Source organism: Kaustia mangrovi, assembly GCF_015482775.1.
Taxonomy (GTDB): domain Bacteria; phylum Pseudomonadota; class Alphaproteobacteria; order Rhizobiales; family Im1; genus Kaustia; species Kaustia mangrovi.
Window position 1 is genome coordinate 1813421 of sequence record NZ_CP058214.1, and the last position, 22266, is coordinate 1835686.

General features: G+C 61.1%; 18 protein-coding genes. 6 read left to right on the forward strand and 12 right to left on the reverse strand.

Going from position 1 to position 22266, the window contains the following annotated elements; translation table 11 throughout:
* Positions 1-255 precede the first annotated feature (255 nt).
* The 12 genes from HW532_RS08470 to HW532_RS08520 form a co-directional block, all read right to left on the reverse strand.
* Positions 256-903 carry a hypothetical protein gene (locus HW532_RS08470; protein ID WP_213163960.1) on the reverse strand — a complete coding sequence of 216 codons (648 nt, stop codon included), beginning with the start codon at positions 901-903 and terminating at the stop codon, positions 256-258.
* Positions 904-1899 carry a DUF4747 family protein gene (locus HW532_RS08475; RefSeq protein ID WP_213163961.1) on the reverse strand — a complete coding sequence of 332 codons (996 nt, stop codon included), beginning with the start codon at positions 1897-1899 and terminating at the stop codon, positions 904-906.
* Between the two features lie 18 nt (positions 1900-1917).
* Positions 1918-2634, reverse strand: a complete 717-nt coding sequence (locus HW532_RS08480) for a M48 family metallopeptidase (RefSeq protein WP_213163962.1) — start codon at positions 2632-2634, stop codon at positions 1918-1920.
* Positions 2634-5684: a type I restriction endonuclease subunit R gene (locus HW532_RS08485; protein WP_213163963.1), complete on the reverse strand. Its 3051-nt coding sequence runs from the start codon at positions 5682-5684 to the stop codon at positions 2634-2636. The genes HW532_RS08480 and HW532_RS08485 overlap by 1 nt, the downstream gene beginning before the upstream one ends.
* Entirely contained in the window at positions 5681-6955 is a 1275-nt protein-coding gene (locus HW532_RS08490; protein WP_246479740.1) for a hypothetical protein, read from the reverse strand. Before HW532_RS08490 ends, HW532_RS08485 begins: the two co-directional genes overlap by 4 nt.
* Positions 6952-7632 carry a DUF262 domain-containing protein gene (locus HW532_RS22090; protein ID WP_246479742.1) on the reverse strand — a complete coding sequence of 227 codons (681 nt, stop codon included), beginning with the start codon at positions 7630-7632 and terminating at the stop codon, positions 6952-6954. The genes HW532_RS08490 and HW532_RS22090 overlap by 4 nt, the downstream gene beginning before the upstream one ends.
* Positions 7629-8786, reverse strand: coding sequence for a restriction endonuclease subunit S (locus HW532_RS08495; RefSeq protein ID WP_213163964.1), 1158 nt, complete (start codon positions 8784-8786; stop codon positions 7629-7631). The genes HW532_RS22090 and HW532_RS08495 overlap by 4 nt, the downstream gene beginning before the upstream one ends.
* A complete protein-coding gene (locus HW532_RS08500; RefSeq protein ID WP_213163965.1) occupies positions 8780-11188 on the reverse strand; it encodes a type I restriction-modification system subunit M in 2409 nt (802 codons plus the stop codon). The genes HW532_RS08495 and HW532_RS08500 overlap by 7 nt, the downstream gene beginning before the upstream one ends.
* Entirely contained in the window at positions 11169-11375 is a 207-nt protein-coding gene (locus HW532_RS08505) for a hypothetical protein (protein ID WP_054522784.1), read from the reverse strand. Before HW532_RS08505 ends, HW532_RS08500 begins: the two co-directional genes overlap by 20 nt.
* A gap of 128 nt (positions 11376-11503) precedes the next feature.
* Positions 11504-12367, reverse strand: coding sequence for a nucleotidyl transferase AbiEii/AbiGii toxin family protein (locus HW532_RS08510; protein ID WP_213163966.1), 864 nt, complete (start codon positions 12365-12367; stop codon positions 11504-11506).
* Complete coding sequence (locus HW532_RS08515; protein ID WP_213163967.1) at positions 12360-12977, reverse strand: type IV toxin-antitoxin system AbiEi family antitoxin domain-containing protein; 618 nt, start codon at positions 12975-12977, stop codon at positions 12360-12362. The genes HW532_RS08510 and HW532_RS08515 overlap by 8 nt, the downstream gene beginning before the upstream one ends.
* A gap of 255 nt (positions 12978-13232) precedes the next feature.
* The gene (locus HW532_RS08520) at positions 13233-14069 is read right to left on the reverse strand and encodes a LysR family transcriptional regulator (RefSeq protein ID WP_213163968.1); all 837 of its coding nucleotides are present in this window, start codon (positions 14067-14069) and stop codon (positions 13233-13235) included.
* Between the two features lie 98 nt (positions 14070-14167).
* On the opposite strand from HW532_RS08520, the gene HW532_RS08525 reads away from it, so the two are divergent.
* From HW532_RS08525 to HW532_RS08550, 6 genes are all read left to right on the forward strand, one after another.
* Positions 14168-15148, forward strand: a complete 981-nt coding sequence (locus HW532_RS08525; protein ID WP_213163969.1) for an aldo/keto reductase — start codon at positions 14168-14170, stop codon at positions 15146-15148.
* Positions 15149-15156: 8 nt separating this feature from the next.
* Positions 15157-16326: an alpha/beta hydrolase gene (locus tag HW532_RS08530; RefSeq protein ID WP_213163970.1), complete on the forward strand. Its 1170-nt coding sequence runs from the start codon at positions 15157-15159 to the stop codon at positions 16324-16326.
* Between the two features lie 106 nt (positions 16327-16432).
* Positions 16433-17629 (forward strand): DUF932 domain-containing protein, encoded by a 1197-nt coding sequence (locus tag HW532_RS08535; protein WP_213163971.1) that lies wholly within the window; start codon positions 16433-16435, stop codon positions 17627-17629.
* A 126-nt stretch (positions 17630-17755) separates the two neighbouring features.
* Positions 17756-19813: a ParB/RepB/Spo0J family partition protein gene (locus HW532_RS08540; protein WP_213163972.1), complete on the forward strand. Its 2058-nt coding sequence runs from the start codon at positions 17756-17758 to the stop codon at positions 19811-19813.
* A 95-nt stretch (positions 19814-19908) separates the two neighbouring features.
* Positions 19909-20949, forward strand: a complete 1041-nt coding sequence (locus HW532_RS08545) for a DUF7146 domain-containing protein (protein ID WP_213163973.1) — start codon at positions 19909-19911, stop codon at positions 20947-20949.
* A 350-nt stretch (positions 20950-21299) separates the two neighbouring features.
* A complete protein-coding gene (locus HW532_RS08550) occupies positions 21300-22238 on the forward strand; it encodes a DUF2493 domain-containing protein (protein ID WP_213163974.1) in 939 nt (312 codons plus the stop codon).
* Positions 22239-22266 lie beyond the last annotated feature (28 nt).

The following is a 22266-nucleotide window of genomic DNA, read 5'->3' on the forward strand; positions in this document are numbered from 1 at the left end:
TAGTAAAGTTCGACGATTCCGCGAACCCTCCGATGATGCAAAGCCATTTTCGCCGTTATAGCATTCTGATCGAACAAGATCTTTATCGCTCTGACCATCATTCTATTTGGATGGTCTGAACTCTCCCCTCGCTCAATAGACCATGCAAAGTGGCAATTTTAGTCCGTGTCCCGCGACGGGCGCAGTATGTAAAGACAACGCTCTGCTTGGCACGAGTATCAGCCGCGCCACCTTGACCACATTCGCCGGGATGTATCACTTGTCCCCCTCCGCATCCTGCTCCGTCAGCTCAGCTTCGGTGAGGATCGTTACCAGGACCGCCTGATAGAGATTCCAGATAAAGGACTTTAGGAGCATCAACAGGAAGACGAGCCAGGCCGTCATCACGGCGAACGTGAAACTCGCGCCAATGACAATCACCATCTGTCGGTTCTCAGCCACCCAGCGCAAAGCGCCGGAAAGGGGGCCACCGCTATACAGCGTCACCTTGACGACCAGGCACAGCGCCAGAAACGTCAGGAAGTGAATGAATACCAGAAGAAAATTGAAAAAGATGAACTGGAGTCGGGAGATGTCTTCCTTCTTGTGGTCCAGCTTTGCAAGCAGGATGAAGACACCGGGCTTGGTGATGCTGGCGAAGATGGCGAAGCCGGCGATCAGAAAACCGAGAATGGCCGTCGTGAATGTAAAGCCCGTATCGGCAACCTCGCGGATGCCGACGATCAACGACCGATAGGGGGCTACGGGCATGCCGAACCAGGCGTTTGCCGCCAGTGCGAGCACCATGACAACAAAGACGCCCCACGCCAACCGCGCATTAATGGGCGCGGACGCGACCTTTCGCGCCTTCCGGTAAACGGCGAAAAGACTCTTCTCGCTTATGAGGCGATCCTGCCAGTTCATTTATAGCAGCCTTACAAGCTGTCTGATTTTCTCTACGGCGCGGTCCATTGCCGGGGCTCGGATGGCCCCGTTCTGCGTCATGGTCTCGTAAATCTCAAAGAGCCGGCGAGTCAGACCGGCGCGCGCCGGCGGAATGTTCTCGACTGGCGCTGTGATCTGGAACTTATCATTGTTGCCGGCGAGATGGTTGCCGTTCTCATCCACGCCCGTCAGCTTGACTTCTTGATTGCCGGTTTCGGTCGCTGCGGTGACCGCCTCAATCGATGCCTGGATATTGAGGCCCTCATTGTTGGCGGTGGTGAGGTTGGTGCGGTCGGCGTTGAGCCCCCGGCTGAATTCACGCACCTGACCGAGAATCTCGCCAGCGTCGATATCGTCGTTGGGCCGCACAATGCGAAAGTCGATACGCTTGAGAATGCCGTAGCGCTTCACAAACGCGGTGATATCGTCGGCGCCGGTGAGGGCAATCACCTCAAGCGTTGGCGCCGGATGCGTTTCAAACAGGGCTTTCTTGGTGACCTTCTCGCCCTCGGCCTTCAGCGCGTCGTATAGCTCATCGACATATTCCTTATGGCGGCGGCGAAGGAACTGCTCGGCAGTCGCCTTGAAGGCATTGAGGTCGGGGGCATGCGGCGTCTCCGGGAAATAGATCAGACGGTGATTGTTCAGGAGCAAGACGAAGAAGACGGAGGGCGCCGAGCGCATCCGTTGCTCGTCCTTAATAAGCCCCTGTTTAGCATCGAATATCTGATGCCGCGTGAGTTCCGTATCTTTGATGAACCGCCCCGCCAGCGCCAAAACCGGCAACTCGCGGTCGCCTGAAAGATCGACGAGTTCGACTTCGTAAAAATGATAGTGCGTGCGCTGGCCATAGCTGCGAACGTAGGTGTCGCGCGTGAAGGCTGGAATTACGATTTCCTCGGCGTAGTCGAGAAGAACCTTCTCATCGCCGAACCGGCAAATAAAATTTGCGAATGTAGCGCTGTGCTGCCTCATGAGCCCCCCGTTACGTTTCTATTTGTTTGGCGGCCACTCCCCCAGTGGAAGGTCGTTCAAGTGCTTCTTCACCTGCCGCCAATTCGGCATGTGCTGGTCGAGTAGTGTGATGAACCCTTCGCTATGGTCGGGCACGATGAAGTGCGCGAGCTCGTGCAGGATCACGTAATCTAGGCACTCAGTGTCTTTCTTGGCCAGCTCCAGATTTAGACGGATGGTTCCGCGCTGCGGGCTGCTGCCGCCCCACTTCGTCTTCATGCGCTGAATGAAAAAGCGCCGCACCTTTACGCCAAGCTGCTGCTGCTGCCGGTCGATCAGCGCCGCCGCCGCCCCGCGCAGTTCTTCGCGGTACCAGCCGTCGAGCAAGGCGCGCCGCTTCTCAAGATCGGTCCCGGCAGGAATGCCAAGCTCGATGTGACGATGGCTTCTTGCGACGTAGCTGCGTGAAGCGCCCTCGACTATGCGCAGAAGATAGCGCCGCCCCCAGAGGTAATGGCTCTCGCGTTCGATATATTCCCGCGGGGTTTCGCGCTCCTGCGCCTGTTGCCGGCGCTGATGGCGCTTAATCCAGCCCAGCTTTGAAATCGCGAACAGCCGGATCGCGTCCTCACTCATATTGCAGGGCGCGGCGATGCGCACGCGGCCAGTCGGCGGGTGAACGCTGAGATGGACATTCTTGATGTCCTTCAGCACCACATCGACTGAGAGATCGCCAAGCTGCAATTCGCTGATCATCAATACTCCTTCTGGGCCTTGATGATGAGAAAGACGCGCTCGACCTCGTCCTTGTCGCCAAGCTCCCGGTAGAGGGATTGCTTGATGACGCGCTCCTTCGGTTCGACACCGCGCCAGCCGTCAGGCGCATTCGTCCTGACCGCCAGATCCAGCCGCAACGCCAGCTCTTCATCGTTCTCGAGGTTGTTGTAGAGGGCGCGCTTGCCGGGCGTGTCGAGGCGCGGCGGCGTGCTGTCGGCCTTGCCCGCATCGACGCGGTTAATCAACGCGGCGATTTGCCTGAGATATTCCTCGTACTGGATCGCCTTCTCGCGCCGGTTCCTGATGATCTCGCTCAGCAGTGCCGCCATGCTGTCATAGAAGGCAGGATCGTTCAGATGCTCCTTGATGATCTTGCTGCGAACGTTGTTCTCGATCGTCTCGGCGATGGCGTCCTTGTTGCCCTTCAGGCTGCCCAGCCGCGAGGCGATGGCATCGGCGATGCCAGATTTGACGATCAGGTCGAGCAGGCTGATTTCATCGAACGGAGAAATCTTCCTCGGCTCGTCCGCCTCGATATAGGTATCAATCAGGTGGCGCATGTCGGCTTCATACGCCTTCAGGTCGAGCGTTTCGCCGCTGGCGTTGCGGACGATGTCGCGAATGGCAAGGTAGTGCTCAACCCGGTCTTTGATCCGCTTGATGTCGGCCTGGTCGTACCCTGCTTCTTCCATCTCATCGGCTATACCGGCATAGGCGCGCACAAGACTGGCGACGGTCTTGTAAAGCATCGCGCGCTGCGGCTCACGCTCCAGCAGGTCTGACGAGATTTCGGTGTTGCCGCAAAAATAGTGGATGTAGTCGAGATCGCCCTTCGGCGGCTCGACCGGCTCGCATAGCACTTCGATGGCTTCGAGCGCATCTTCCAGCCGCTCGCGGCCCTTCGTCAGGCGGTCCTGCAATAGCACTTCCGGCGAACCGCCAGGCGCGCTGTCATCCAGTTCGGACGAATAGACGGCAATCGCATTCTCGACCTTCTTGAACAGGTCCTTGTAATCGACGATGTAGCCGAACTCCTTGTCATCGCCGTCAAGCCTGTTGGTCCGGCAGATCGCCTGGAAGAGCCCGTGATCCTGCATCGACTTGTCAATGTAGAGGTACGTGCAGGCCGGCGCGTCAAACCCGGTCAGCAGCTTGTCCACCACGATCAGCAGCTTCATGTTGGCCGGCTGCTTTACGAACAGCACCTTCGCCTCGTCCTCGTAAGTTTCGGTCTTCGTCTTGCCGCCTTGCGGCACCACATCTTTCAGCAGCGCGGTGTAGGTGTTGTAGATGTACTGCTTGTCGGTTTCGGTATTCGCGCCGATCTCCTCCCTGGTCACGTCCTGCGCATTCGGATTGTAGGAGGTGATGAGGGCGCACTTCCCTTTTAGCGTGGTGCTCTGAAACAGCTCGAAGTAGCGGCAGGCTTCAAAGATGCTCGACGCCACCAGAATGGCATTGCCGCGCTGGCTCGAAAGGCGCGGCTGGACGCTGAAGTCAAACAGCACATCCGCGACCACGCGGTTCATGCGCGAGCGCGAACTAAGCACGCTCTGCATCGTGCCCCAGCGCTTGCGCAGCTCGTCCTTCTGCCAGTCGTTGAGGCCTTTGGTCTTGGCCTCAAACCAGCCTTCGATCTTCTCTTCCGAGCCGAGGCGCTGATCGATGTCGCGGGCTTCATAGACAAGATCGAGCACGACCTCGTCCTCGACCGCCTCGCTGAACTTGTAGGTATGAATGTAGCGGCCGAAGACTTCCAGCGTCGTCGCCCGGTCGCGTTTCAGCAGCGGCGTTCCGGTGAAGCCGACGAAAACGGCGTTCGGCATCATTGCCTTCATGGCGCGGTGCAGCTTGCCACTCTGGGTCCGGTGGCACTCGTCCACGAACACGAATATCTCGCCCACGGTCGGGCTCGGCTGCCCTTCCATGTCTTTGATCCAGGCGTCGAAGTCCTCGACATCGCGCTTGCCGAACTTGTGCACGAGCGAGCAGAGCAGCCGCGGCGTCGCTTCGCCGAGCTTGGCCAAAAGATCGCGCCCGCTCTTAGCCCGTGCGATCGGCTCGCCGACGCCCTCGAACACGCCTTCGATCTGCTTGTCGAGTTCATCGCGGTCGGTGATGATCGCAATGCGCGCGTTCGGATTGTTCTCAAGAATCCACTTCGCCAGCAGCACCATGACGATGCTCTTGCCGGAACCCTGGGTGTGCCAGATGATGCCCCCCTCGCGGCGGCTCGCGAATTCCTGCGCTTCCTTAATCCCGAAATACTGGTGCGGGCGGGGCAGCTTCTTCACCCCGGCGTCGAACAGGATGAAATCCCGCATCAACTCGATCAGCCGCTCCTTGCGACAGAGCTTCGCAAGATACTTGTCCAGCTTGTAGCCGTCGTCCTCCTGCTCGTCCTCCTTCCACTTCAGGAAGTATTTCTCCGGCGTGCCGATGGCGCCGTATTGCAGCCCCTCGGTGTCATTGCCGGCGAAGACAAACTGCACCGTGGAAAAGAACCACGCATTGAATTCGGGCCGCTGGTTGGAGAGGCTCTGCCGGATACCATCGCCGATGCTGACGCGACTGTTCTTCAGTTCAAGCACGCCAACGGCAATGCCGTTCACATACAGAACGAGATCGGGCCGCCGCTCATGGCCGCCATTTAACGTCACCTCTTCCGCAACAAAAAAATCGTTCTTGAGCGGCTCTTTCCAGTCGATCAGGTGCACGGTTTCGGACGGCTTGCCCGCCTCGACCTTCACGGCCACTCCATAGCGCAAGAGCCCATAGACGGCCTCGTTGTTGGCATAAAGGCTCCGGCTGCTATTGGTCGCCTCGGTCCGCAGCCGCAGCAGCGCGGCGCTGATTTGCGCCGCCGTATAACCCCGCCCATCAAGCCAGGCGGTGAGATGCTCTTCTTCAATGTCGCTGTTGCCGGCCCGGTCCGACCAGTCGCCGAGAAAGCGATAGCCAAGTTGATCGCGAAAAAGCTCAATCACGCGCCGCTGGGTTGCCCTCTCCGCCTTACGCACATCGCTCATGCTGGTTCCTCTCGAGCAAGGATTTCCGTCTGCACATAGCGCTTGAACTCCGGCACCGAAACGAAGCAGCGATATCCTGCCTGGTTCGCGATGGCGATTACGTCGCTACCTTCGTTGAGCAGCAGCGCGACCGGCTGGCTGAGCTCTTCCTGTATGCCGTTCGGCCAGGCAAGGTCGAAGACGGCCTTCTGCACCCCACTCTCGGGATCGGCGCAGTCGAAGGCGAGAACCCCGCGCGGATGGCCTTGCGATTCGATCCAATCATTGACCGCTTCGAGCTCGTCCTCTTCCTCCTCGCTGGCGATCCCGCCAATAGGCAAGTCGCGCGACGGCGCAGGTGTCGGAGCACCGGAAAGCCAGCGGTTGTCACCATGCAGAAGCGCTTCCATCCGCGTGTTGACTTCAGCGGCAAGCAATTCCTTGCGTACTTCGAGAAAGTCGCGGAACCGATCCATCTTCCAAAGCGCGGGGTCAGCCGGAATCCATTGGGAGGCGAGCGCGCCGGGATGGGCTTTCTCGACTTCCGGAAAGTATCCCTCGGGCAACCTGTCGCTGATGACCAGATTGGTGTCTTTGGTCAGAAAACAGAAGTTCGCAAGCGCATTCACCTCAGCGCGTTTGAAGTCGCGCTTGTAAAGTTGCGACTTCGGAAAGATGTGATGGACTTCGAGGCTACTCATTTTGCCGAGCATGCCGGCCTTCAGCGGCAGCCCGGAACCCCAATCCTTTGCTTCACCCATGCGTGTCAGCAGGTAAAGCACAGGGTAAAAGCGCGCACCGAGACTCCAGCCGGTGAAGTGCCCCGGCTCAACGCGCAAGCTGCCGTGCCACAAGCGAAGTTGCTCCAGCAACTTATCGAGGCCGCCATCCGGTCCTTCCAACGCAGCGAGGTCTTGGTCAATGGAAGACTCTACCGAACCGGAAAACCGTCCCCACATCCCGGCCTGCACGAACCAAAAGAGCAGCTTGTCGCGTTCCTGCTCATTCATCTGGCCACTGCGTTGGTCCAGATAGCGGACCATGACGGGGATAGCGAACCGACCGAACAGCACCTGATCGTGATCCAGACCGAGGCGCCCGCCGATCATGTTCAGGCAGCGGTCGATATGCTTGTTCGCTCGCTTCAGCCCGTCTTGAATTTCCTCAGCGCTCTTGTCATGCAGGAATTGAAATTTGGCTTCGCCTGTGAGCGCGGTATTCACCGACCGCAGCAGCCGGTCGAGATTGAAATTATAGCCTGCCACCGACCAGTCCTTGAGCTTCGCCTTCATCGTGTCACGAGCTTCCGGCCAGTCGGAGCAAATTTTCGCAAGCGCAAGATCGCCCTTCGATAGCTTGGTTCCCCGCTATTAACGCGGTTGAATATGTCTACCACGACTTCGAGCGTCTTGTCGGCGCCGGTGACTTCCTCGATGTGCAGGTCGGTTTCAAGAATGCCTAGTAGCCGGGAAATCCGCCCGGAATATTTCACCGCTCTTGTACCGATATCCGGGTGCTCTGCGAGCTGTTCGACAAGCTGCTCATGGCCCTCATGCCCCCGGCTCATGAGCTCTGTGACATCGATCCAGAGCGGATCGTCCTTCATCTTGACCGGCTGGTAGAACGCGAACGTCTCGGCCTCCAGATGAAAGCGCAACCCTGTGAACGCCTGAGCATTGCCGTCGAAGAACTGCGGGGGCCGTCCTCGCACGACGCCATAAAGCGAAGTCATGCGCTGCTGGCCGTCCAGCAGCAACTTCACCACACCGGCAGCCAACGGGCCGTCACCACGATGGGCAGCGGTCTGGGACTCTGTTGCCCATACCAGAAGGCCGCCGACAGGATGCCGACGATACAGCGAATCGAATAAGCCTCGCACCTGATCCCGGTTCCAGACGTAACCCCGCTGGAACTCAGGAAGCGCCATGTGCCCATTGTCGATGTGATCAAGAATCGTCGAAATCTTCATACCAGCCGCACCCTCCCCGTCAGCAGCTCCTGCATCATGCCTTTTTTGAGCTGGCGAGCTTTCTCAAGGCGAGTGTCAAGCGCTTCCAACTCGGCATCCAAATCGCTCAAGACTGTTGAAATAGCGGCCTGCTCATTGCGAGTAGGTGGCAGTTTTACTCGGTAAGCATGGGCGTCGTTTCGGTTTAAGGTTGGAACACCCGAGCCACTCGCGAAGCGCGCAAAACCGATGAACTCGTACAAATAAAAGATAAACTTGGGATCGTTTCCATTGAATTGAGTTACCCAAAGTGTCGTATTGTGCGGCCAAAAATCATTATCAATAAAAAATACTCTTCCCAATGTGCCTGAACGCCCCGTCACAACGCCCGGTCCTTTTACCATGTACTCTCGATGTGAGTTCAGCACGCCATTCGAATAAGCAACAGGGAATGGGCCATCCTCAAGTCGAGAGTTGGGAAGGTCGAAACCACGTTGCAGAGGCGCTACTTTCGCAAGCTGAGCTTCATGCCATTCCCCGTCGAACCCTGGAAGCCGCCTTCGACCGGCAAGCAGTTCCTGCATCGCGCCCTGCTTGACCAGGCGCTTCTTCGCAATCAGTTGTTCAAGTGAATCGATGAGGGCATCGGCGTCGCGTACAGCTTCTGTGATTGCCTCCTGTTCAATGCGAGAAGGGAGAGCTATCGCCATTCTCGCGATCATCTCGCGGCGCACAGAATCTACAGATGACTTGGCCGTCATCTGCATTATGCGGTCATAGAAGTTGGACGCGAATACCAGATAGAAATAGTACGCGGAAATCCGTTCAGAAAAGTCGGAAATCACGTAAACGCGCTGATGCGCATCGAACTTGCCATTTATGTAGTGAAATATCTTTCCCGTTCCAACACCATCCCCGGCAGTGAGTACGGCTTCTTTATCGAAGGAATAACTGTTTATGCGCTCGACCTTCTGTGAGCGAACGAAGAATGGGTAGTCGCCGCCTTCAACACGATCCTGAGTGTTCCGGCCTCCTGTGGTGATCGTAGCTAGGTCTTCGACATAAGCTGCATTCCAATCCGAGGGGATTGAACCAGCATCCGTATCCTTGAAATGGAATTTCGCTTCGGCACACCGCCGCGCCGTGTCTGCCCGTACTGCTAAGTCGTTCACCACGCGAACCCCATCCGTTCCAGATGTTGATCCACCTTCGATTCCAAGTTTGCTACGCGCGCCGTTATGTCCGGCAGGGTAATCTCATACCGCTCGGCGAGAACCTTGACCCGCTCGGCCAGCGAATGGCTGATGCGGTCCATCTCGTCCTCGATCATCGCCTGAACCGAAGCGAGCCACTTGTCATCGACGGCAAGCGCCTTAATCTCGTCGGCCGTCAGTTCGGGATATTTATCATAGGCGGCCTTGTCGAGCGCAACCTCGGCTTCCTTGATCCTCTTCTTCAGATCGCTCTCGCTGTTGAATAACTTCAGCCAGTTCCTCAGCGCGGCCTCTTCTTCAGCGGCGTCAGTGTCCCCTTTGATCTCCTTCAGGCGTGCATTGACGTTGCCCTTGTTGACCTTTTCGAGCTCAGCGAAAGCGCCGTCTTCGCCGCCCTGCTCTTCCTCCAGGTCGGTTTTCTCGGCCTCTACGATTTCCAGCTCCCTGGCCATCCGGTCAATCTTGGCCTGTTCATCAGCGAAGAACCGCGCAACGACATATTCCTTCGGCACGAGGTCGCAGGCCCAGCCTTTGTCCTTCTGCTTGCCGTTTTTACCTTCTTCGATGATCCGGTACGTTTCGGCTTTCCAGCCGTCGGCCGCGAGCAGATAGCAATCGTCCTGCATCGTCTCCGACCAGTAATCCATCAGGTGCTGATAGATATCGTACTTATCGACCAGCGGCTTGCCGGTGTAGTGAGCGAGCGAATCCTCTGAGATATCGAAGATCACCTGCTTGGGATCGCAGCCGGCGTCGAGACCCATGAGATACGATGCCGTGCGCTCACGCCACTGGTCGTAGTGCGCGCGCATCGCTTCGCGGAACGCGACGAATTCCGGGTGCGCGAAAATCGTCGGACGGACATCGGTTTTGTCTATCTTGAGCTCGAAATAACCAGGTCGGCATTCGCCAATCAGGTCTTGCTTCATCGTTGGGTAGACATCCCAGTAGGGTTGCAGGGCATCGACATCGGCGGCGGGGATGCCGCCGCGCAGATGCCCCTCGATATCCTGCCGGTCCTCTTCCTTCTGGCTGTCGATGTAGCGGGGCAGGTTGAGGTTGAAATCGTTCTTCTTTTCAATCTCTTCCAGCGGCACCATGCGGGCATAGCCGGGAACGTCCTTGCCCTTCCAGAAGGTATCGACGATGCGATGGATGTCCTGGGAACGAAGCCGGTTCTTAGGACCGTCCTTGATGAAGCCTTGACTGGCGTCGATCATGAAAATGCCCTTGCGGGCGTGAGCGCCTTCCTTGTCGATCACGACAATGCAGGCGGGAATGCCGGTGCCGTAAAACAGGTTGGCCGGCAGGCCGATGATCGCGCGGATGTAGCCCTTGCGCACGAGCTTGCGGCGAATTTCCGCCTCGGCGTTGCCGCGGAACAGAACGCCGTGCGGCAGAATGCACGCGCCTTTGCCCGTGCTCTTCAGGGAACGGATGATATGCAGGAGGTAGGCGTAGTCGCCCTGCTTGGCCGGCGGAGTGCCGTAACCTTTGAACCGCTCATACGGATCATTTGCGGGATCGAGACCGGTGGTCCACCGCTTGTCGCTGAACGGAGGATTAGCGACGACGTAGTCAAAGGTCTTTAGGCCTTCGCCATCCAAAAACTTGGGGTCGGCCAGCGAGTTACCCTGCCGGATTTCGGCAGTCGGGTAGTCGTGCAGGATCATGTTCATACGGGCGAGACCACTCGTCGCAGCATCCTTTTCCTGCCCGTACAAGGTGACTGAAGTCCCGGCCTGGTCTCCTACCTTCAGCAGCAGAGAGCCCGAGCCGCACGTCGGGTCATACACGGTGGTCTGGGAGCTGGTGGCGGCATCCTTGATACCAAGCAACTGCGACATCACACGGCTAACCTCAGACGGCGTGTAAAACTGCCCCTTGCTCTTGCCACTCTCGGTCGCGAAGTGACGCATGAGATATTCATAGGCATCGCCCAGAATATCATCGCCGTCCGCGCGGTTGCCCTTGAAATCGAGGGAAGGGCTTTCGAAGATCGCAATCAGGTTGGTGAGACGATCGGCCTTCTCCTTCCCGTCGCCGAGCTTCACCGAGTCGTTGAAGTCAGGGAAGTCGGCCTGTGAGAGCTGCTGGTTCTCGCTCGCAAGCGGGGCGATGATCTTCTTGTTGATCTGGTCGCCAATATCCGGCTTTCCCTTGAGCGCCACCATGTCGGCGAAACTTGCGCCATCCGGTACGGTGATCGGGGCGTAGGGCTCGCCTGCATACTTGTCGCTGATGTATTTGATGAACAGCAGCGAGAGCACGTAGTCCTTATATTGGCTCGCATCCATGCCGCCGCGAAGCGCGTCGCAGCTTGCCCAGAGCGAACGATAGATTTCAGATTTCTTTATTGCCATGCGACCCCATCGTATTCTTGTTGGTCGAGTCGGCAACGACTTGCGACCGCTTTTGGTCGCTCACGTATGAGCGCATAAATTCGCGTATCACTTGCGCGGCCGGCTTGTCTTCGGCACGGCAGGCGGCCACGAACTGCTCGCGCAGCTCACGCTGTACCCTGATGCGTAGCCCGACATCCTTTTCCATCGGTGCAGTGTAGCCAATGGATACACATATGTGTAGGAGAAAGTGGGGTGTCGTGTAACCCCACTATATCCGCGGTCGAAATCACGACCCTTGCGTCGGCGCGTCGGACGGATCAGTCCGCCTTGTCTTCAGATCGCTCTCGCGACGGAGGCGTAAGGCATAAGAAAAACTCTTAGCTCTCCTACCACGTCGCCCAATTCGCCAGGATTCACGGAAAGGTCTTCGACAAAGGCGCGCCACTGCCGCTGCTTCTGTTCATCCGCCGCAAATGCCGGGGTGAGCGCATCGGGCAGCTCGGTCGGTATCGGTGTCTTGCGCCGCGCGAAAGTCGCCGCGATAGCCTGCGCAAGCCTGTCATCATCGAAGCTGAACGACCGGCTGAGAACCCAGATGTCGTAGAAGTCCTTCATCCGGCTGTTCGCCCGGCCCAGCGCCACCATCGCCTGGAATTTCTCGGCGATGACCGTCTCTCGCGCATAGGCACGCAGCCTCGGCGGGGGGAAGTCGAGCATGGCGGGGTAGTCGACGACTTCCGCTCCAGGCTCCAGCGCATCGCCAAAGCCGATGTCGATCGTGAGGTTGATCTGGGCGCCGCCGACCGAAGCGATCGCACGCAGCCGGAGACCGCCATAGTCGAGCTCCTCGCGAATGCGATCGATGCGGAGCGTGTCTGGATCGAACACGACGCCGTCTTCGGCGTCCTGAGCGAGGATGTCCCGGAACGTCGCCAGCATCGCGGCTTCGCTCGGGTCACCGAACCCCAGCAGATCGAGATCGCGCGTCCCGCGGTGCGGATCGTCGAACCAGCTCATCATCAGCATCGCGCCTTTCAGCACGAAGCGGTCGGCTTGGGGTGACTGGCTGAGCCGGAACAGGAGGCGCTCCAGCGCAAAGCGCGTGAGCACCAGATCGAAGCTCTGTCCCTTCGCCTTGGAGAGGTTGAGGAGCCGCGCGCGCACCGAGGCGCCAATATTCTTCATCTCCTTAGCCATTGGCGGTCAGCGCCTCCAGATAGGGGCGGATCACCGTGCCGACCCCGCCTATATCAGCAGCCCTGGCGATCTCGGCCGGCGTGGCTTTACGTTGACGCAGAGCCTCTTGCAGACCTTCGAGCGCGACGGGCAGACCGATCTTGCCGCGATGGCGGAAGCAGTCCGCGACGGTCTTCGCCACGCCGAACACCTTTACCGATACGCCTTCGATCACATGGGTTTCCACGCTGTCGGCAAGTAGATCGTCGGAGAAACGCAGAACACGGATCGGCATGTCGCTCGGCTTCGGCGTCCAGTCGTTCCGACCGATCGCCATCCACACCTTCTTCGGAAGCTGATCCGTGAGTCCATGAAAGGCGAGCGCCGAGACGAGGCAGATCACGCCCTTGGGGAAACGCTTGGCCGCCTCGGCGAGGCTGTGGTTTGCGTCGAGCTCTGCGTCGGGAAGCTGGTAGAGCCCTCGCGCCAGGCGGATCACCTCGCCATCCTTCTCCATGCGGCTGACCGTTGCCGCGGTCACTCCGGCGTCCCGAAGCTCCGCAAGGCGCAGTATCCCATGCGTCGCGAGCAGATCGTGGGCAATCTCGCGCTGGGATGGGGTCTGGGGCATCGATATATATTCTCGCACTTCAGTATCCGTAGTGTGTGGTTTTGTATCACACAGAACGGTGAAGGAAAAGACAAAGCGTTGGTCAAGCCGACCACAAGGCTCTGATCCGGGCAGCAAGGAAGGGGGGCGTCTCCCTCCGGGCCGGGCTGTCGGCGGGGCGGAAGCCCCTCACGGGCCTTCCCCCTCTCGGGCTTTCATCCCTGACGCGGGGATTAGCGCTGCATACCTGAGCGACAGGCGTTGTGAGAGCAGCATCTACCAAATGGCCCCGATTAGAAGGTCAGCCACGGCGCGCACGGCGGGCGCATTCTTCAGGTCGGTGTGAATGACCAGCCATACAGGGCGTGCTTCGGGCTGCTCCTGGACGACGCGCACGAGATTTCGGTCTCGCTCCGCCATGACGCATGGCAACAGCGCGACGCCCAGCCCGGCCTCCGCGGCGGCGCGCTGGCTGTGGAAGTCACCGGTCAAGAGGTCAAGCGGCCGGTCTCCGGCGAACTCTTCCAGCCAGCGTTGCTGCGGCACATGAGCGAGCGTTTCGTCGAAAGCGATGAAGCGCCACTGGTGCGGTGGAAGCCCGGCGACCTCCGGACTGGCATAAAGCGCGAAGGTTACCGAGCCGATTCGGCGGACGATGTTCTGCCGCCCCTGCGGCTCGACCATGCGCACGGCCAGATCGGCCTCGCCGCTATCGAGCGAGGCCAGATGTGAGTTGGCCGACAGCACGATCTGCAGACCGGGATGCGCGGCGCGCAGGTCGTGCAGGGCGGGAATGATGATTTCGCTGACGAGCACCGGCGGTGCCGTCAGCCTTACGCGGCCAGTCAGCGTGCCTTGCGCGGCGTGAACGAGGCGCTCGATCCGATGCGCCTGATGTTCCATATCCAGGGCAACTTCTGCAATCTCGCGCCCCTTGTCGGTCAGCGGCGTGGAGCGGGCGAGACGGCGCACCAGCTTGTGGCCAATGCTCTCCTCCAATGCGGCGATCCGGCGCGACACCGTGGCATGGTTCACGCCCAGCGCGCGGGCCGCGCCAGCCAGTGAGCCTTCGCGGTGCAGCACCGCGAGAACATGCAGATCGCGCCAATCCATCTGATCACTCTTGCACAGATGGCATGTCGATATGAAGAATTTTCAACAGAGGATTCGCCTACCAAATGTCTTCGCACACGACAGATTGGAGCAAAGCGATGATCCCCACCCTTCCTCTCGGAACCGATGGCCCGAAACTGCCCGTGCTCGGTCTTGGCTGCATGGGCATGTCCGAATTCTATGGCGAGACCGACGACGAACAGTCGCTGGCCGTGCTCCGCCGCGCCCACGAACTGGGTGTGCGGATGTTCGACACCGCCGACATGTATGGCAACGGGCACAATGAAGAACTCCTCGCCCGCTTCCTGAACGATGGAGGCGCAAAGACCTTCATCGCCACCAAGGTCGGCATCCGCAAGGCGTCTGGCGAATACGCCCGCACGATCGACAACAGCCCGGACTATATTCGCCAGGCCTGTGACGCATCACTGCAGCGTCTCGGTGTCGAGCGGATCGATCTCTACTATGTCCACCGTGCCGAAGCGGGGCGGCCCATCGAAGAAACGATGGCGGCGCTTGCCGATCTGGTGCAGGCGGGCAAGATTGCGCGCATCGGCTTCAGCGAGGTCTCCGCCGAAACCCTGCGCCGCGCCCATGCCGTCCATCCGGTCACGGCCGTGCAGAGCGAATATTCGCTGACCACCCGCGACATGGAGGCTGAGATACTGCCCACCTGCCGGGAGCTGGGTATCGCCTTTGTCGCCTACAGCCCACTGGGGCGCGGATTGCTGTCGGGCACGTTCGATCTCGACAATCTCTCCGAAAGCGATGTCCGCCGCAACCTGCCGCGCTTCACCGGCACGACGATGGAGGAAAATCTCGACCGTCTCGATACGCTCCGCACCATCGCAGATCAACGCGAGGCGACGCCTTCGCAGGTCGCGCTCGCCTGGGTGCTGGCCAAAGGCGTGTTTGCAATCCCTGGCACCAAGCGGCTGAGCTATCTCGAACAGAATATCGCAGCCGCCAGTCTGCGTCTGTCGGCCGATGACATCGCCAGACTTGACCGCGCCTATGCGCCGGGAAGCTTCACCGGCGAGCGTTACACCGCCGAAGGCATGAAGGGCGTCAACGTATGAGCCTTTCGATGGACAGCACAGATCAGGTTTCGGCGATCGGACGCCACGCGATGCAGGCCATCACCGGCGAGGCGATGGAGGGTATTCTTGCGACGGTCGGCAGCCATTCCCCGCAACTGGTAAACAATCTCGTCACCCATGCCTTTGGGTCGGTGATCGCCGATCCGGCGCTTGGCTATGGTGCGCGGGAGCTTGCCACCATCGCCATGCTGGGCGCCATGGGCGGTTGCGAGAGCCAATTGCGCACGCATCTCGGGTTCGCGCTCGATTGCGGCCTCACCCCCGAGGAGATCGTCGCCAGCGCCGAGCATGTCTCGGTCTATGCCGGCTATCCGCGTGCATTGACCATGCTGCGGATCGCCCGCGAAGTGCTGAAGGATCGCGGGGAGAAGCTGCTCGTCGCCCAGCCTTTCCGCCTGCGCGACCATGCGACCCGCGTGTTCGACAGCGGCGGCGATGGGCCGCCCATGGTGCTGCTCCATGCGCTCGGCCTGGACTGGCGGATGTGGTCGCACGTCATTCCGCTGCTCACACCGCACTACCGGGTGATTGCCTTCGATCTGCGCGGGTTTGGAAGAGCAACCTTCGCACCGCAGGTCCGCGACCTCGCGCATTACGCCGAGGATGTGGCCGATCTGCTGGATCGACTTGAACTGCCGCAGGCCCATGTCGCCGGGCTGTCGCTCGGCGGCTCCATTGCCCTGGAACTGGCGCTCCGGCGGCCCGATCTGGTCGAGGGCCTGACGGTCATCGCGGCGACGGCGTGGTCTTTCCCCGCTTTCGAGGAGCGCGCCCGCGCTGCCGAAACGGCTGGCATGGAGGCGCAGGTCGTTCCGAGCCTCGCGCGCTGGTTCCGCGCCAGCGATCTGGCCAGGAACGGCTGGGCCGTGCGCTATGCCCGCAACTGCGTGCGCCGTGCGTCCATTTCCGATTGGAGCGCCGCCTGGCGCACCTTGGCCGGAATATCCCTCGACGGCAGGCTTGGCGACATCCGCACGCCGATACGGATCATCGCCGGGGAATCCGACCAGTCCACGCCGCCCAGCCTGATGGAAGGCCTGATCCCGGCTTCCCGACGCGACTTCGCCATCCTCCCGGATGCGCCGCATATGCTGGCGTTGACCCATCCTGAAGAGTTAGGGAGGGCGATATTGGCGGACCCATGTTCCGATACGTGATCGCAGCTTGACGCGCTTAAGAGAGTAAGAGTTCGGCGGCTTTCGCCGTGACGGGTTTGGAGGTCGAGAGAGAGGCTCCCGGCCGGCCCGTCGCGGAGATTGACCCATGACCAACCTTGAAACCCTGGACGGCCGGCGCGACGCGAGCGACGACTACAAAGTCGATATCTCGCGCGGAGAGCGGATCGGCCGTGTCTCCTCGGAATGGTTTTCGCGGCCCGATGACGAGCGTTATCTGTCCCTGTCGGAGCTTTACGCCTCGGTGAAATCCCGCGCCGCGCGTAGCCGCACGCGGACGGTCGAGAGCGCGGCGATCCGCGTCGAGGCGCATCGCGACGATCCGGAAAGCCTCGCGCTCATCCTGCCGGACGCCGAGGCGCCGGTCGCGCCGACCCATTGGAGCTTCGGCCAGCTCGCCAGCCTGGTCAGCGCGCCGGCGGCCTATCTGCGCCAGCTTCCGGCACCGCTTGCTGGCATCAACCTGCAGTATGGGCTCACCTCGCATCGCGCCGAGCAGATCAAGACGCTGGAGACCGCGGACGGGCGCACAGAGCTGCGCGCTGTCACCGGGCCGGACTATGGCCGCATCTACGACCATGAACTCGTCGACGCCGTGCAGAAGATCGCAGGCAACGGCACCGGCGATACGCGCTGGAAAGTGCCCGGCACGCTCGACTGGTCGAGCGGCACCTACAACCCGATGGTCGACATCACCAAGGACACGACGACGCTCTACGCCTCGGACCGCGACGTCTTCCTCTTTCTGGTCGACGACATGAATCCGATCGAGGCGGGCAAGCTGCCGGACGGATCGCCGGACCTTTATTTCCGGGGCTTTTATTGCTGGAACTCGGAAGTTGGCGCCAAGACGCTCGGTATCGCCAGCTTCTATCTGCGCGCTGTGTGCCAGAACCGCAATCTCTGGGGTGTCGAGGACTTTCAGGAAATCAGCATCCGGCATTCCAAATACGCCGCCAATCGCTTCGCGCACGAGGCGGCGCCGGCGCTGACCCGCTTCGCCGACTCCTCGCCACGCCCCTTCGTCGAAGGTATCCGTGCGGCGCGCGAGCGGATCGTCGCCCGCAGTGACGACGACCGCACCGATTTCCTCCGCAAGCGGGGCTTCTCCAAGGCGGAGACGGCCAGGATCGTCGAGACGGTCCTTGTCGAGGAAGGCCGCCCGCCAGAGTCCGTGTTCGACTTCGTGCAGGGCATCACTGCCGTGGCCCGGTCGAAGCCTCAGCAGGACGCCCGGCTCGATATGGAGGGCAAGGCGAAGAAACTCCTGGAGCGCGCGGCGTAGTCTGAAATCGGTGCTTTGCTTACCCGGTCCGTCGCTTCCTCGAGAGGAAGAGGCGGGCCGGGTTTTTCGTGACGGGTTTGGAGGCTGAGAGAGAGGCTTTCGGCCAGCCCGTCATGGAGAACTGACATGACCAAGTCTCAGAAAATCACCCTCAGCGCCTCGCGCGACATCCCTTTCAATAAGCTGGTGCTCAGCCAGTCCAATGTCCGGCGCTTCAAGGCCGGCGTCTCGATCGAGGAGCTGGCCGAGGATATCGCCCGGCGCACACTTTTATCCTCGATCACGGTTCGGCCGGTGCTGGACGAGGACGGCACGGAAACCGGCATGTTCGAGATCCCGGCCGGCGGACGCCGCTACCGGGCGCTCGAACTGCTGGTGAAGCAGAAGCGGCTCAATCGCACCGCGCCCGTGCCCTGCATCGTGCGCACGGACGGCCTGGCTGAAGAAGACAGCCTCGCCGAGAATGTTCAGCGTGCGCCGCTCCATCCGCTCGACCAGTTCCGCGCCTTCCAGGCGATGCGGGAGAAAGGCAAGAGCGAGGAAGAGATCGCGGCGGCCTTCTTCGTCTCGGCGAATGTCGTCAAGCAGCGGCTCAAGCTCGCCGCCGTCTCGCCGTCGCTCCTCGACGCCTATGCGGAAGAGGAGATGACCCTCGACCAACTCATGGCCTTCACAGTCAATCCCGATCATGAGCGCCAGGAACAGGTCTGGGAATCGATCAAGAAGACCTATGCGAAGCAGCCCTTTGAGATCCGCCGCATGCTGACCGAAGGCGCCGTGCGCGCTTCCGATCGCCGGGCGCAGTTCGTCGGGCTCGACGCCTATGAGGCCGCCGGCGGCGTCATCCTGCGCGATCTCTTCCAGTCCGATGATGGCGGTTGGCTGCAGGACGCCGGCCTGCTTGCGAAGCTCGTCGACGACAAGCTCGAGCGGGAGGCGCAAGCGATCCGCGCCGAAGGCTGGAAGTGGATCGAGATCGGCACCGACTTCCCCTACGGCCACACCTACGGTCTGCGCCGGATTATCGGCGAGACCGAGCCGATGGGCGAGGACGAGATCGCCAGCTTAGAAGCGCTCAAGGCTGAATACGACAAGCTCGAAGACGAATACGCCGACACCGAAGAGTTCCCGGAAGAGATCGACATCCGGCTCGGCGAGATCGAAACGGCGATGGAAGCCTTGCAGGAGCGGCCCGTCCGCTTCGAGCCGGACGAAATCGCCATGGCCGGCGTCTTCGTCAGCATCGGCCACGACGGTCGCTTGCGCGTGGAGCGCGGCTATGTCCGCCCCGAGGACGAACCCCCGGTCGAGACCGATGGGCAGGATGGGGCTGATGTGACAGATGCTTCCGCCGATGAGGAGGTTGATGACGCCACGACCACGGAATCCAGCGAAGAGACCGAAGAGGAAGAGGACGGCCTGAAGCCGCTCTCCGATCGCCTCGTCATGGAACTGACGGCGCATCGTACGCTCGCCCTGCGCGACGCGCTCGCCAACGATCCGCAGACGGCATTCCTCGCGGCTCTGCACGCGATGACGCTGCGGCTCTTCTATCACTATCCGCTGGATAGCTGCGTCGAGATCACGCCGCACAGTGCCGGTTTTGGCGCTCAGGCGCCGGGTCTTGGCGACACGGCCTATGTGCTCAGTGTGGACGCCCGCACCGAAAGCTGGCTCGCTGCACTTCCCAAGGGGCCTGAAAATCTGTGGGACGCGCTGGTCGGTTTCGACAGCGACAGCCGTGAGGCGCTGTTCGCGCATTGCGTCGCCATGACCGTCAATGCCGTCCACGAGCCCTATAACCGCCGCCCGCGGGCGCTTGCCCATGCGGACGTGCTCGCCGCAACGCTCGGGCTCGACATGGCGGCGGCCGGCTGGACGCCGACGGGCGAGACCTATCTCGCGCGCGTCACCAAGGCCCGCATTCTGGACGCCGTTCGCGAAGCCAAGGGCGACGAGGCTGCCGACCGCATTGCGGGTCTCAAGAAGCCGGACATGATCGCAGCGGCCGAAGAGCTTCTCGACGGAACCGGCTGGCTGCCCGAAGTGCTGCGTATGCCGCTTTCGCCCGAGGGTGAAGCGCTATCGGCGGCAAACGGCGGCGAAACGGCCATGGGCGTTTCCGCCGTCGTCACCGATGATGGACCTGTCACCGGCAACGCCTTCGCCACCGCGGCCGAGTGACCGGGAGCCATTCCCCCGTGGCTCCCGCAGACGCCCCTGGAGCCCGCCCATCGTGGCGGGCTCCTTCTTTTTTTGCTGTCGATATGGAGGCGCGCATGACTGATACAGCATCCGATATTACGCGACGGCTCGGGCGCGAAGCGGAGGCCGTCTGCCGTCACTATCTTTCCAATGGCCGCAAGCAGGGCCGCTACTGGATCGTCGGCGACGCCCGGAACACACCCGGTCGCAGTCTCTATGTCCGTTTGACAGGACCGGCTCACGGCCCTGGCGCCGCCGGGAAATGGGCCGACGCCGCCACGGGCGAGCATGGCGACCTCCTCGACCTGATCGCCAGCGCGCGACATCTCCAGTCTTTAGGTGAGACACTTGACGAGGCGCGGCGCTTTCTGAGCCTGCCGCGCCCCGAACCGCCACGCCGTGCGCGACAATCCGCACCCGCCGGATCGCCGGAGGCAGCGCGTCGTCTCTTCGCCATGGGAAGACCGATCAGCGGAACGCTCGCCGAGCGCTATCTCCATCGACGCGGTCTTGCCGCACTTGGCGATGCGCCAGCGCTGCGGTTTCATCCGCATTGCTACTATTGGCGCGAAGGACAGCCGAAAGAGGCGTTGCCAGAGACCTGGCCAGCCTTGCTTGCGAAAGTCACGGACGGACACGGCAATCTCACCGGCATCCATCGGACCTGGCTCGATCCGGCGACAGCACGCAAGGCGCCGCTCGACCCGCCGCGCAAGGCCATGGGGAATCTGCTCGGCCATGGCGTGCGGATCGGGGCCGCGACCGACATTCTTGCTGCCGGCGAAGGGCTGGAAAGCACGCTGTCACTGCGCATGGGGTTACCCGACTTGCCGGTCATCGCCGCGTTATCGGCCAACCATCTCGCCGCGCTGATCCTGCCGGCAGGGCTTCGGCGTCTCTATATCGCGGCCGACGCCGACGAAGCAGGCGCCATGGCGGCTGACAAACTGACGGAACGCGCAGATGCCGTCGGCATCGAGACGATCCGGTTTGCTCCCCTTGGCGATGATTTCAACGAAGACCTCCGCAAGCTCGGGCGGGATAAACTCCGGGTGCATCTCAGTCAGCAACTGGCCACGGCCGACTTATCCCGGCTGCTTTTCTGCGATCCCTGAGCAGTTGAGCAGGCCTGTCGCCGTTCTCGCCTGCATCGTCGTCTCCTTGTCCGAAAGCCACGCCTTCGGCCTTCCGAGAGGAGCAAGACGGAGCGGAGCCCGGCCGGGCCAGCAACGGCTGCGGCGGCGCTCTTTTCCGCCGCCGGGCCCACCCCACGCGTTTCGCGTGGGGACACAAACCATATCTGCGCCCGGCTTTGCAGCGCGAAACAAAAGAGCGCCGCCTCCGCCGTCCTCCGCCTTTGGCTCCGGCCGCCGGGATCGGCGGTGCAGTCCCGGCCAGCCCCCGCTTTTCCGTCGCTCGGGAAGGCCGCGAGAGGCGCGGCCCATGCCGAACAGGAGATGATCCCATGACAGCCGAGACCACCGAACCAATGGCCAGTTCCGCAACCGCCGTCGTGCTCGAAGAATTGCAGCTCTACGGCTACCGGCCTTTCGCCGACGAGCTCGATCCGAGACCCTTGCCCGAAACCGATGCCCTCCAGGCTGCGATGGCCGACATCTTCGACGCACTCGCCGCAACGCTGAGCGATACGCGTCTGGAACCGGACCTCGAAGACCTGCTCTGGTCCGTGACGAATCTGTTCCATCGCACAGCCTCCCGCGTCGACCGCGAACTCGACGACAACGAACAGGCCCAGAAACGCTCGCAGCGCAAACAGGACGGATCGGAAGTGCGCTCTGTCGAGCTCGAAGCCCTGACAGCACAGGGCGTCACGCTGATCGAGCGGCGCAATGCCTATGAACTCATGCGCGACATCGCTGCCGATCACTTCGAGACCCATATCGGCCAGACCTGGCGCCCGCACTCAGGATCGCGGATCAGTCATCGCACGCTGACCGCGGCCATGATCGACAGCCGCGACTACCTGACGGCAAAACGGCGCACCGAGATCGAACCTCTCCTACCGACCGGCTCACGGGTCGCCTTCTCCGGCGGGCTCGACGTCACCGACCATCACGCCATCTGGGCGGCGCTCGACCGGGTCAAAGCCAAGCATGATGATATGGTGCTCCTGCATGGCGGATCGCCCAAAGGCGCCGAAAAGATCGCTGCTTGCTGGGCCGACGCCCGAAAATGCCAGCAGATCGTCTTCAGGCCCGACTGGAAACGCCACGGCAAGGCCGCGCCGTTCAAGCGCAACGACGCACTCCTGGAGGCGATGCCCATCGGGCTCATCCTCTTTCCGGGGTCCGGAATCACCGACAATCTGGCCGATAAAGCCAAAAAGCTCGGTGTGCCGCTCTTCGATTTCCGGTCTCCGAAACGCACCACGCAGCCAGCGTGATGCATCGGACGCATCACCCGATGCGCGC

Excerpts from the sequence above, each read along its gene's own strand:
- HW532_RS08470 (WP_213163960.1), bottom strand. The coding sequence starts at position 903 with ATGAACTGGCAGGATCGCCTCATAAGCGAGAAGAGTCTTTTCGCCGTT.
- HW532_RS08475 (WP_213163961.1), bottom strand. The coding sequence starts at position 1,899 with ATGAGGCAGCACAGCGCTACATTCGCAAATTTTATTTGCCGGTTCGGC.
- HW532_RS08480 (WP_213163962.1), bottom strand. The coding sequence starts at position 2,634 with ATGATCAGCGAATTGCAGCTTGGCGATCTCTCAGTCGATGTGGTGCTG.
- HW532_RS08485 (WP_213163963.1), bottom strand. The coding sequence starts at position 5,684 with ATGAGCGATGTGCGTAAGGCGGAGAGGGCAACCCAGCGGCGCGTGATT.
- HW532_RS08490 (WP_246479740.1), bottom strand. The coding sequence starts at position 6,955 with ATGAAGGCGAAGCTCAAGGACTGGTCGGTGGCAGGCTATAATTTCAAT.
- HW532_RS22090 (WP_246479742.1), bottom strand. The coding sequence starts at position 7,632 with ATGAAGATTTCGACGATTCTTGATCACATCGACAATGGGCACATGGCG.
- HW532_RS08500 (WP_213163965.1), bottom strand. The coding sequence starts at position 11,188 with ATGGCAATAAAGAAATCTGAAATCTATCGTTCGCTCTGGGCAAGCTGC.
- HW532_RS08505 (WP_054522784.1), bottom strand. The coding sequence starts at position 11,375 with ATGGAAAAGGATGTCGGGCTACGCATCAGGGTACAGCGTGAGCTGCGC.
- HW532_RS08510 (WP_213163966.1), bottom strand. The coding sequence starts at position 12,367 with ATGGCTAAGGAGATGAAGAATATTGGCGCCTCGGTGCGCGCGCGGCTC.
- HW532_RS08515 (WP_213163967.1), bottom strand. The coding sequence starts at position 12,977 with ATGCCCCAGACCCCATCCCAGCGCGAGATTGCCCACGATCTGCTCGCG.
- HW532_RS08520 (WP_213163968.1), bottom strand. The coding sequence starts at position 14,069 with ATGGATTGGCGCGATCTGCATGTTCTCGCGGTGCTGCACCGCGAAGGC.
- HW532_RS08525 (WP_213163969.1), top strand. The coding sequence starts at position 14,168 with ATGATCCCCACCCTTCCTCTCGGAACCGATGGCCCGAAACTGCCCGTG.
- HW532_RS08530 (WP_213163970.1), top strand. The coding sequence starts at position 15,157 with ATGGACAGCACAGATCAGGTTTCGGCGATCGGACGCCACGCGATGCAG.
- HW532_RS08535 (WP_213163971.1), top strand. The coding sequence starts at position 16,433 with ATGACCAACCTTGAAACCCTGGACGGCCGGCGCGACGCGAGCGACGAC.
- HW532_RS08540 (WP_213163972.1), top strand. The coding sequence starts at position 17,756 with ATGACCAAGTCTCAGAAAATCACCCTCAGCGCCTCGCGCGACATCCCT.
- HW532_RS08545 (WP_213163973.1), top strand. The coding sequence starts at position 19,909 with ATGACTGATACAGCATCCGATATTACGCGACGGCTCGGGCGCGAAGCG.
- HW532_RS08550 (WP_213163974.1), top strand. The coding sequence starts at position 21,300 with ATGACAGCCGAGACCACCGAACCAATGGCCAGTTCCGCAACCGCCGTC.